At 42.0% G+C, this 11,555-nt stretch carries 11 protein-coding genes and 2 pseudogenes; 12 read left to right on the top strand and 1 reads right to left on the bottom strand.

The features are described 5' to 3' along the window. Window positions 1-157: 157 nt before the first annotated feature. The 12 genes and pseudogenes from MKY73_RS13560 (at window position 158) to MKY73_RS13505 (ending at window position 10,282) form a co-directional block, all read left to right on the top strand. Window positions 158-508: a hypothetical protein gene (locus MKY73_RS13560; RefSeq protein WP_339308039.1), complete on the top strand. Its 351-nt coding sequence runs from the start codon at window positions 158-160 to the stop codon at window positions 506-508. A gap of 169 nt (window positions 509-677) precedes the next feature. Then, the gene (locus MKY73_RS13555) at window positions 678-1,340 is read left to right on the top strand and encodes a hypothetical protein (protein WP_339308038.1); all 663 of its coding nucleotides are present in this window, start codon (window positions 678-680) and stop codon (window positions 1,338-1,340) included. A 261-nt stretch (window positions 1,341-1,601) separates the two neighbouring features. Further along, window positions 1,602-2,756 carry an alanine racemase gene (alr, locus tag MKY73_RS13550; protein WP_339308036.1) on the top strand — a complete coding sequence of 385 codons (1,155 nt, stop codon included), beginning with the start codon at window positions 1,602-1,604 and terminating at the stop codon, window positions 2,754-2,756. 338 nt (window positions 2,757-3,094) lie between these two features. After that, window positions 3,095-3,526, top strand: coding sequence for a D-alanyl-D-alanine carboxypeptidase family protein (locus MKY73_RS13545; protein WP_339308034.1), 432 nt, complete (start codon window positions 3,095-3,097; stop codon window positions 3,524-3,526). A 53-nt stretch (window positions 3,527-3,579) separates the two neighbouring features. Further along, window positions 3,580-4,632, top strand: a complete 1,053-nt coding sequence (gene vanG, locus MKY73_RS13540; protein WP_339308033.1) for a D-alanine--D-serine ligase VanG — start codon at window positions 3,580-3,582, stop codon at window positions 4,630-4,632. Window positions 4,633-6,257: 1,625 nt separating this feature from the next. Then, a pseudogene (locus tag MKY73_RS13535) lies at window positions 6,258-6,683 on the top strand (family 1 glycosylhydrolase); the annotation flags it as partial. A gap of 230 nt (window positions 6,684-6,913) precedes the next feature. Further along, the gene (locus MKY73_RS13530) at window positions 6,914-7,276 is read left to right on the top strand and encodes a glucose PTS transporter subunit IIA (RefSeq protein WP_339308588.1); all 363 of its coding nucleotides are present in this window, start codon (window positions 6,914-6,916) and stop codon (window positions 7,274-7,276) included. A gap of 485 nt (window positions 7,277-7,761) precedes the next feature. After that, on the top strand, window positions 7,762-8,028 hold the full coding sequence (locus MKY73_RS13525) for a hypothetical protein (protein ID WP_339308032.1): 267 nt from the start codon (window positions 7,762-7,764) through the stop codon (window positions 8,026-8,028). Further along, the gene (locus MKY73_RS13520) at window positions 7,991-8,224 is read left to right on the top strand and encodes a hypothetical protein (protein ID WP_339308030.1); all 234 of its coding nucleotides are present in this window, start codon (window positions 7,991-7,993) and stop codon (window positions 8,222-8,224) included. The genes MKY73_RS13525 and MKY73_RS13520 overlap by 38 nt, the downstream gene beginning before the upstream one ends. A gap of 144 nt (window positions 8,225-8,368) precedes the next feature. Then, a pseudogene (locus MKY73_RS13515) lies at window positions 8,369-8,794 on the top strand (sigma-70 family RNA polymerase sigma factor); the annotation flags it as partial. A 9-nt stretch (window positions 8,795-8,803) separates the two neighbouring features. Continuing rightward, window positions 8,804-9,451: a YcdB/YcdC domain-containing protein gene (locus MKY73_RS13510; RefSeq protein ID WP_339308586.1), complete on the top strand. Its 648-nt coding sequence runs from the start codon at window positions 8,804-8,806 to the stop codon at window positions 9,449-9,451. Window positions 9,452-9,583: 132 nt separating this feature from the next. Beyond that, window positions 9,584-10,282: a YcdB/YcdC domain-containing protein gene (locus MKY73_RS13505; RefSeq protein ID WP_339308584.1), complete on the top strand. Its 699-nt coding sequence runs from the start codon at window positions 9,584-9,586 to the stop codon at window positions 10,280-10,282. 216 nt (window positions 10,283-10,498) lie between these two features. On the opposite strand, the gene MKY73_RS13500 is transcribed toward MKY73_RS13505, so the two are convergent. Continuing rightward, a complete protein-coding gene (locus tag MKY73_RS13500; protein WP_339308028.1) occupies window positions 10,499-11,251 on the bottom strand; it encodes a hypothetical protein in 753 nt (250 codons plus the stop codon). Window positions 11,252-11,555: the final 304 nt, after the last annotated feature.

The following is an 11,555-nucleotide window of genomic DNA, read 5'->3' as shown; positions in this document are numbered from 1 at the left end:
TTTGATTTAAGGGAAGAAATTCTAATGTTAATTCAAACTAAACGTGAAGGAGAATAAAAGGTCATTCGTCTGAGGAAGCACCTTACTAACTGAACAGCAGTTTAGTGAACGTCTGGAGGCATGTAAAGAAAAGCTTTATCGCTTCGCGTTTTCTTATGTGAAAAATGAGCAGGAAGCTTTGGAAATCATATCCGAAGACTCTTATAAAGGTTTTCTATCTTATGAGAAAGTGAAGAGTCCAGATTATTTTGAAACCTGGATGACCCGAATTGTCATCAATTGTTCTCTGGATCACATCAGACAAAAGAAGAAACACACGTATATGGAAGAAAGTACAATACCATTTGCAGCCGAAGAGAGTTCCATGGGGCTTGAAGAGCAATGGAATTTATACGATGCACTTGATCACCTGCATACCGAAGATAGGGCATTTATCGTTTTGAAATTTTTCCGGGATCAGCGATTCAAGGATATGGCGGAGGTATTATGCTGCCAGAAAGCACGGTGAAGACCAGGTTCTATAAGCTCTTAAACAAACTCAAAAAACATCTAACCAAGGAAGAGGTTGATTTTACATGACAGGAAAAGAAAAATAAGAACAGATCATTATTCCATCCGGTCTTTCCGGAGTTATTCAGCAAGCCCGCCAGCGCGCACGAAACCAAAAGCGAAGAAAAATGATGATCTGGCGCAGTTCCTCCCTGGTTGCTGCCTGTGCTGCGGTGATGATAACAGCTAACATACCAGGTGTGGCCAAGGCACTATCCGATGTACCCGTTATAGGTTCTGTCGTTAAAATTCTGCAAGTTGGTGGTGGCGGGGAGCGCACGGATGGGGTTTCGGTTACAACGACCAAAGAATCAGATACACTAAACATTAATTTTCAGATCGATGGTGAACAGATCACGTCTGCTCCATCGTATACCGTGGATCACAAAGAAGGGCCGAACCGATTGATCTTCACCTTCAATGGGGTACGTCATCTGGATTATGACAAGCTGGAGAAGGATGATGTGGAATACTCCGTATCAGAGTATCAGCAGCCTGGATATATTCAGTTGAAGCTTTCTTCTGACGGGAAGTCGACACAAGCGCTTGAACTTTTCTTTGTCCGTAGTGAAGACATGGAGCAGGGTGAAGCACTGGCCATGTTGGCTGAACAGTATTCTGCCGATGGCAGCAGCGTTGTGCAGATTCAAAATAGAAAATTCACCGTCGTTATGGGAGGCTTCGAGAATCGTGCAGATGCAGAGAAACGTTTAAAACAATTTACGGTCCGTGAGGACTACAGTGAACCACTGTATGTTGATAGCTGGATGAGCAATGAAAATCTACAATAATGAAAGAAACCTGCCCTAGTGCAGGTTTTTTTTTGTTGTAACTATGAGATGTGGAGAAGTGCAAATCTGTAATCTTACATCGTTGTCAGTTTTGCGTAAGTTTGATCGATAGGAGCTGAAGTGGCCTTAATATACACTTAGATCAATTCAACGCACCACATTCACACCTTTAGGAGGCCAAACTATGAAAAGTGCATATGCGGATCTACTAAAAATAGTAAGTAAAAACATACCATCTATTCGGTTGAGGGGATTATTCGAATGTACCGAGATACATGGGCTGAAATAGATTTAACGCAAATTCGCGAGAATGTCATACAGATCCGCAAATTTCTACCCCGTTCGGCCAAATTAATGGCAGTTGTTAAAGCAAATGCATATGGCCATGGAGATATTGAGACGGCCAAAGAAGCAGTAGAGGCAGGCGCAGATTATTTAGCGTGTGCCTTCATTGAAGAAGCCATCCGCTTAAGAAAAGCCGGCTTAACACAACCGATTCTTATTTTGACTCCGATACGTCCAGAACTTGTACCTCTGGCTCTGGAACATGATTTGATGCTTACTGTTACACAAGCTTCATGGTTTCAGCAGATGAGAAAATACAAACCTGTTCATACCCGGCATAAGCTATCTATGCATGTGAAAATGGATTCTGGACTTGGGCGAATCGGTATACGTACGGAAGAAGAATGGCTTGAAATGCTTCCGTGGCTCGGGGCTCCAGACGTAATAGTGGACGGGTTCTATACTCATTTCGCGACAGCGGGTGTGACAGACAACAGCTATCTGCAGCTTCAGATTCAACGCTTCCTGGAAATGAAAGAATGGAGCAGTATATCCCAGATTCCAGTCAATCATTATCACTGCGCGGGAAGTGTGGCAGCTCTTCGATTTCCGGAATTGTGTATGGATATGGCTCGAATAGGAGCTGCAATTTATGGTTTCTATCCGGAAAAACTAGTATCGAACATCCAGCTAAAGCCTGCATTCAGTATGCACAGTAGATTATTGCAAACAAAAAGATTAAAAAAGGGCGAATATGTGGGCTACAACAATGCTTATCAAACAGACTCCGATCAATGGATCGGAACAGTGCCTATCGGTTATGCAGATGGATGGTCGCAGAGAATGCAAAATACGAAGGTGTTGGTGGAGGGGCATCAAGCAGAAATTATAGGAAAAATCTCCATGGATCAATTGATGATTAAGCTTCCCATGTATTTTCCGGAAGGATCCAAGGTGACCTTCATTGGTTATTCAGGTGAGCAGAAAATTACGGTTCAGGAACTGGCCAATCATATCGGTGGTGTATCTCAAGAAATAACGAGTTCCATCACTGACAGAGTATTGCGAATCTATAAAGAAGGCGGGGAAATTCAACGTGAAATCACGGGAAGTCGTACAACAACATATTGAAATCAGCGTAAGTAACGAAGAACTATGTCGCGGGCACTTAGTGTTAATAAATTTTCAAAACCCAATCAGAAGGCAAGTACAAGCTAATCAACTAGAGTCCTTGGATTCCTTACTTTCTATAAAGAAGTTAAATAAGGAGATGCTTCTGGAGAAGCAGTGCTTCAAACAATTTCATGCTCTACTTAAGGCTTGTGGGGGGAAGGATGAAATTGTCGCTGTCAGTGCATATCGAACCAAAAAAGAACAATCCCAAATCTATCAGGATTGTTTGATAGAACAAGCCAGAATATACTTCCAAATACGTAGCCTTGCCTGACCAGAGTGAGCACCAAACAGGGTTGGCTATCGATGTCGGTAAATTGAAATCGAATATCGATTTTATTGCACCTTCCTTTCCTGACACGGGCATATACAGGTCCTTCAGACAACATGCCATACAATTCGGTTTTATTCTTCGATATAAGCAAGAAAAAGAATCAATCACTCGTATTGCGTATGAGCCATGGCATTTTAGATATGTAGGATACCCCCATTCCAAAATCATGGAAGAAAACAATCTATGTTTAGAGGAGTACATCGATTTTGTACAGCAATATCGGTACTCTGGAGAGCAGCTCACAGTTAAAGAAAAAGACATGACAATCCAGATATATTATGTTCCAGCGGATAAAGGGGCGTCTAGTCATATCCCGATCTTGAAATGTGATTCTTATCGGATATCAGGTACGAATCGTGAAGGATTCATTGTTACGACTTTCTCTAACAATTAAGTAATAACAATAGGAATTATATAGATTATATTACATTTTAGGAGGATATTAAGATGCAGAAGAAATCGATTGCGGTATTGTTTGGCGGATGTTCAGGTGAGTATAACGTATCTTTGAGTTCGGCCGCTTCAGTGATTGAAAATTTGGATACCGAAAAATACAATCTTGTGTTAATTGGAATTACACAGCAAGGTTCTTGGCTCAGATATAGTGGAACGGTTGAGGATATTCGTAATGATCGATGGCATTTGCATCCGAGTTGTATCCCATCCTTTTTCTCACCGAGCAGAGAAGTCAGAGGACTCATTGAGCTAGTGCATACGGAGTATCATGTAACACCGATTGATGTTGTATTTCCAGTGCTTCACGGCAAACACGGTGAGGATGGAACCTTGCAAGGATTATTGGAACTGTCGGATATACCGTTTGTTGGATGTGGCATGTTATCCTCTGCGTTATGTATGGACAAGGAACTGGCTCATAAACTGGTGCAGGCAGCAGGGATTGATACGCCGCGTTCCCTTACGATACATCGAAGTGAACGGATGGAAAAAGTGTTATCAGCAGCAGAAGCACTGGGTTACCCACTCTTTGTTAAGCCGGCTAGATCAGGATCGTCTTTAGGGATATCGAAGGTGAACAATAGGCAGGAATTAATTACTGGGACTGAACAAGCCTTCTTACATGATAGTAAAGTTGTTATTGAGCAAAATATCAACGGTTTTGAAGTGGGGTGTGCAGTGTTGGGCAATTCTGATCCCATAATCGGCGTTATTGATGAAATTGAATTGCTGGGACACTTTTTTGATTATTCGGAAAAGTACTCCTTGTTGAATTCGAAGATTCACTTGCCAGCCCGTATTGATGAGGATACTGCAATGAAGGTTAAAGAGAGCGCTCTGACTATTTATAAAACGCTTGGATGCAGAGGGTTTGCGCGAGTAGATATGTTCCTGGACACTGACGGAAGAATTGTGTTCAATGAAGTCAACACGATACCTGGTTTCACATCGAATTCCCGCTATCCTAACATGCTCCAAGCTAGCGGCATGACTTATGCCAATATTCTTGACCGGCTCATCGAGCTCGCCATTGGTGTGAACTGAGAGCGGTTGAACTTGCGGTTGAGCGAGGATTGGATGGATTCATTGTCGAGTTCAAAGGAACGGATCCCCGAGATTTGCAAGAATACTTTTTTGGATTATCGAAAAATTAGTTGTTTAATTTAGGGAAAATCAGGGAATTTTTTTTTAATGCCTGGCTGAAGATAGCAGGGAAGAGAAGTAAGGAGATTAGCACGCCTTCTTGGGATGAAGTAATTGCACAAGCATTACAGAAATCAGTTGAAGCATATTAAGAGATTAAACTTTTAGAACCGTAAGTCTGTGATATGAAGATTTAACGGTTTTTTGTTGCAGTAAAAAGATATAACTTAAATGCAAAAAGACAATGTTGTTGTGAAAATGTCGAGAGAAAAGAACATTGTTCCATTCAGAGTCGCTATTTTAGCGGCTTTTTTATTTTATCGGTACAAGTTCTTGTCCCACGCTAAGGACAAGAACTTGTACCGATTGCCGATTAGGCTAATATCTAATTGTTATTTTGCCTGGAGGATAATAATGAAAGAACACAAACAAAAAGTGTACTATGAACGTGGGATGTTAGAACTTCGAGAAAAAGCTTACGAGCTCATAAACATGTTAAGAAATGTAGTGGTTGCGATTCAGAGAGTTTAAGCAGGGTACTACTGCACAATATTGGATATGGCAGAGGTTCGAATCGGTGGTAATTCCATGATAGCACCTGATGTTGGTATTATACGACTGGTCATAACGTAAAGCAGAGGGATGGATAGAAATCTGGTTACTGTATTCCTATAAGGGAATAATACTCGAATTGGAGGCCACTGTGGAATTCTTCGAGGTGTTTCAATAGGTGATAACTCCATACTTGCTACAGATATTTTGCCAATTTTTCGCACCGCGTTCATCTCCCAGCACGCGGTGTCCTGCTTCATGACCAGGGATCAGCAACCTAACGAGCAGATTAATGTAACAGATACAACATTATGGAGTAAAAAGTGGGATAAAAATTCAATAGGCTAAGGCTGGGGAATATAAGTTGCAACCGGTTTAACTAAGAAAGCCTATTTTCTAGTTGTTATAAAAGAGAAAATAGGCCTGAGTTAGTTCATAAAGACTCAGATTGCTGAAGATCAAACATAAGTAACTAATTTTGTTATAAAATTTAATCCTTATATGCTTAAGCGAATTTTCTTCACAAACTATAATATATTTGAAAAGTCATAATAATCTAATCTTCGTTAACACATCTTATTTTGGATAACGCCATTTCTTTTAACTTTTCATTTTCTATCACTTCTTTAGTTGTTCCCGTTTTGGCTAAATGTACAATAACCTGACCCAATTGTTCAGATGGTATAGCCCACTTCATTCGTTTTAGCAACGGATGCAGGTTTTAATACATTGTATAGGATACGATAAAGTGCTGTTTTTGAGCGAACACCGTGCATGGGTAAGATAACTAATGGACGTAACATATATGCTCCTTTGAAAGGTAGGCGAAGTAACGCATTTTCGGTTTTCCCTTCCACACGGGCCCATAGTTCTGGTCCTTGCTCCGTACTATCTACTCCCATTCCCGTAATATAAATCATTTTCATATCGGGATTAAGTTTGACTAATTGTGAAGCAACTTTTATGGTCAATTCATAGGTGATATTAAGAATCCTTATCTGAGCTCAACCAAAAGTGGCTGGCAAATTGATCCGCTGGGATTCAGAATTGCTTTAAATAATCTGTACGATCGTTATCAACTTCCCTTGATCATTGCAGAGAATGGCTTTTCAGATGTAGAGATCCTTGATGAAAATAACGAGATTCAAGACGACGCAAGAATTCAGTTTTTGAAGGATCACTTGGAACAATTACTTGAAGCTATCCTGGATGGGGTAGACGTATTCGGGTACTGCTGGTGGGGACCAACTGACATTATTTCTTCCAGTTCATCAGAGATGACTAAACGATATGGATTTATTTATGTGGATCAAGATAATGAAGGAAACGGTAGTTTGAAACGTTACAAAAAGAAGAGCTTCTATTGGTATAAACAATTTATCGCAGAACATTCCAATTAATAAATTCTCTAGCAACTTCACAATGTTAGTTAATATGAAAAGTGTGTAGGGATATACCGTCTTGGATTCATACTACAGGATAAAACTGATCCAAGGCGGTAATCATCTTTTCAGAACTTACTAAAAAAAAGAAATGATCGAGTTGAAGGCATATGTAACAGGCCAATTGGTGAGCATTGAAGAAGTGCCAGATCCGGTCTTTGCAGAAAAGATGATGGGAGAAGTTTGCCATTATTCCTTCAGAAGGGAAAATATATGCACCAATCGAAGGCGAGGTAGTCCGTGTATTACCGAGAAAACATGCAGTTGTCATAAAAGCTCACAATGGTGCTGAGATTTTAATCCATATTGGGCTTGAGACTGTATCCATGAAGGGTGAAGGATTTACCACACATGTTACCGAAGGAAACAAAGTTAAAGCAGGAGACTTGCTTGTAACCGTTGATTTAAATTTGGTGAAAGAGAAAGCAAAAGATATTATTACACCGCTTGTTATCACCAACGCTGATATAATCGAACGTATAGAAAAGCCGATTTCAACTGGAAAAGTGAATGCTAGCGAGCAAATTATTTTAACGGTAACAGCAAAATAGCACGACGTTTATTTTAAAACAACATATCTTTATGAAGGCTGCTAGCGATAGATGTCCAAGTAAAAGAGATTCAAAGTCGCTATTTTTTTTTCTATGTGTATTGTCGAGGGACAAGAACTTGTACCGATTACCGAAATGGACAAGAACATAGACCCATTGCCGATTAGGTGTATATCTAAATAATCAGCATATGCACTTATTTGGGAACAACTATAAACAAGAGATATATTCGGGCGGACAACCAACTAACGACTCCTGGTGTACAACGCCCCCAATAAAGATTCAGGACAAGGCCAAAGAAGACCGCAGCCTGAGAAGTTCCGAACATCCAGAGAGGTAAAATCGCTTGGGGGCAGAAGTACAGAGTATCAGGAAGCAGATCATGGCGATTCCACATCTATACGTTCTGCACAGCAGAAAAACCGGGTACAGAGCATTTCGTTACATCCTTCGAGCAGCGAGGGGGATCGGTCATTCAGGGGCCAGTGAAGACATGGCTTGGTGCCATTATTGCATTAGGCATGATTGCACTACTTATTGGATCGATCTTTGAAGGGAATCGCATTGAACAAGAACAGCGCTGCGGAACGCTAACGATCGTCAAATCCAAAATGACCAATGTAGAGCTGGAGCCGCAGAAGGAAGTACAAACCAATATTAGTACGTTAGCTTATATCATTAAGGTCAAATTAGTGGATGGACAATGGAAGATTGATGATTTGGGTGTACGTTCAAGGGCGTGGAACCCATGAGGATATTGCGAAAGAAATCCATGTCGCTCGCGCTATCGACTACCGGGGGATCGAACGAGGAAAGGACTGTGTGTTCTCCAATACCCATACCGGGTTGGTAGACTGCTTCAGTGGGATGAAGGAGCTTCAGCAGGAACACGCCAAGAATGACGTCCTCTTTGGCACCCGTGCTTGCCGCATGCGGGTGGTCACTTGATCAGTCAGTTCCAGAATAATGTTACATTAATTAAATCCAAACCCCAGAGTTAGCTGTCTATATAACAGGAGGTGAACGATAATGATCGATGCACAGCAACAAATAAACGCCGCATAAAACGGAGATCACGATGCTTTCGTTTCTCTTATAAAGGATCGAACGGATAAGCTGCACCGAGTGGCTCGCCATTATGTACGGGAGTCCAAAGATGCGGAGGATATCGTTCAGGATGCCCAGGTTAAGGCTTATGAGTCACTGCATACCCTGCAGCAAGCCGAAGTGTTTGAGAGCTGGCTTACCAGAATTGTGGTGAACCGGGCGCTCAATCATTTAGAGAAATCCAAGCGTGTTCACCTGAGCGAAGACCCTCAGGCGCAAGAGCCATTGGTCGTTAATGATATCGATCAAACCCTGGATCTGGAGCGTGCATTGGCCAGTCTGAATCCGAAGCTGCGTCAGCTCCTGTTCTTAAAATATAAGAAGGACCTGAACCAGCAGCAAATCGCCCATCTCCTGGATATGCCATTAGGTACTGTAAAAACACAATTACGGAAGGGGCTGGAACATTTGCGCAACGAAATGGCTCAAGATTTTCTCGAACGAGACCTGGATACATTATGCCTGCAGTTAAGAAAACAGGCAGAGCACCAGTTTGCCGTTTCACCGGATTATGATCTGATCGTCAATGACTATCAAGAGAACACCATGAGGGGAACAGGGAAGGGAGAAGCGGGATTCTTATGGGTTAAAACGGGGAGTGATGACGCCGTTTCTGCCACGCTCTCCAGGGACGGCAACTTGCTAGACTATGCCATTTCCTGGGCCTCATTGGACAACGAGACACGGATATCTGAGGAAGAGCTCAAACAGCAGGCAGAGCAATTCCTGGAAGATCATTATCCCGGCGCACTGCGTGATTTTCCGTATTGTGAGATGGAGTGGATGGAAGAGATGTTTGGGTACACACGACAGCAGAAGGCGATGGGGCTGCCGCTTCCTGAGACGGGATGCCTGATTATGGTTCACCCCAGCGGTCGCGTGGTCGGATTTAGGTACTACGGAACCGTTCCAGGGCCAGCGCTCCCAACCATGATAACACCAGAAGAGGAACAGATGGCGTGTATGAAGGCGAATTTTTTGCTACATGTGGAATATTGCGTATTGGACAAAGCCGTGTACACGGATGGTGACGATCAGGTCCATCTTGTTTACGCCCCCCCGAAGTAGAGGGCTAATCTATATTGCATCATCACAGGAGGAAGTTCCGACAGCCTATAGGGCAGAAGCTGTCCCCTCTGACCCAAGAACTCTGGACGAGTGGCCAGGTGAGTTCCCGCCCGCACGAAGCCTGAAGAGTGGATTGGCGTAGACAACGACCAATTTCAGTTAGTACAAGACGACAATATTGGCTCGAACACCAAGTTGATGGTGTGGAAGCAACAGAATGAAGAGCATCCAGCCAAGAATGACCGGTCTTGGAAGACCTATTGGGCTGATCAGATGGAGGGAGCAGTCAAGGCGCGAGTAGACAGCCAATCCGGACAACTGATTGACTTTGTTTCGCATGGTAAGCCAGATCAACTAGCTCCATTAACCTGGGATCGAGACGCATGTATAGAAGTAGCTATCGACTATGTCCGAGGACTAGCAGCCGACATGTTGCCGTATCTCAAGCTTCTAACTGAAGAGACAGACGACGAAGATCGTTTGGAAATCATTCGCATTGGTGAATATGTTCAAGACGTATCTGTCAGGGATGAATGCTATCAACTAGCTGTTGACCGCTCTAATGGGAGGGTAAAAAGTTTGATGTCCCCCTCCATAAGGCCAGAACAGTTAAAGAAGCTGGAGACCGTGCCTTCATTTGATTACCAGACAGCCATCCTCCGATGGACGGCACAGGCCAAGCTGCGTCTGCAATGGGAACGGATGCACAATGCTAGGGCGGAAGAGGCCCCGTACGAACTAGTGTATCGAATGATTGGTAACGAGCACGAGCGGACGCCCGAAGTGCTTGATGCGCATACGGGGAAGTTATATGAAAATACTTTTTACTGAAAAACAGAAAATGGTCAGAGGAAGCAAACCAGATATGGATTTTATTAAACTCCAAAATCAGTTGAAGTATATGTTAGTTCTTGTTACGAAGGTGAGAAAGAGGAACTTACCTAAGAAGGAGCAATGTTCTTGCAGTAAAATAATACTCGAAACGGAATAAAAAAAGGTGACTGCATATACGCAATCACCTTTTTTTAATGAAGATCAGCAACTATATTACCCTTGAATCCAATCCATAGTAACGATAGAGGATTTGCTTGGCTCCAGCATAGATGCTCCACCTAAATAAGTATCCCCGAAGATTCCTTTTTGATAAACTTGACAGAAAGTTGACTTGTAGACGGGATATCCAACTACAATTCCAGTTTTTTGACCTGGAATGTTCATTGGAACCATAACTGATGTAGAAACGCCCACTGATTCGTTAAGTGATCGTCCGAACTCTGCCGCCACAAACTCTTTCACTCCAACGCTTAGGGAGGTTTGTACCTCAACAGCAACGTTCTCATTTGCGGAGACTGTGATTTCTACCCCATTGCAACTTTGTCCTTTTGCCTTTGTGCAAAAGTGCTTTGCTCTTGCGATTTCAGTCCATCCATCGATATATTGAGGTGTTCCTTTTGTAAGTTTAAACCCAAAAATATTCTGAGGGTTAACAGATTCATTATCCTCTTGCAAGAATTCTCTTGAGCCGCGCGGGTCAGTATTAACAACGCGAATCGTTTGTAACTTCGCACCTTCTGACGGCTTTTCAATACCGAACTTGGAAATGATTTCATCTTGGTTTTCTTCTGTCACTTCAATGACTTCGTTTTCCTTTATCGGTACACCATTAAGATAAACGTAACCGCTTTCGATTTTACCTGAGTCAACTGGAATTACTTGTGTCTCAGATGCGCTTGCAAACGAATAAACTGATACAGATAAAGCCATGATTGATGCCAAAATGAGTGATAACTTCTTTTTCAAAGAATTATTCCTCCTTTAGTATTATATACTAATTATATCCAATAACCCAAAAGTGATCAACCTATATTTGTAAATTAAATATATAATATGGATTATTGTTCACGTCTTCTATTACAAGCTGTCAATTACTGATGTATGATGAGAGAAAAGAGATATTTGAAGACAATTTGTATTACCCATTAGATAAAGACCTTGACATTGATTTAGTGAGTCCATTGGCAAAAAACATTTGATTCAAATGATTCAAGACAGAAAAATTCTGAAAAGTCACCAACTTAAACTTGAAGACATGACTCATCTGATA

It is taken from the genome of Paenibacillus sp. FSL R5-0519, from assembly GCF_037974275.1.
Taxonomy (GTDB): Bacteria; Bacillota; Bacilli; order Paenibacillales; family Paenibacillaceae; genus Paenibacillus.
The sequence above is the reverse complement of the archived record's forward strand: the minus strand, read 5'-3'. Positions and strand labels throughout refer to the sequence as shown.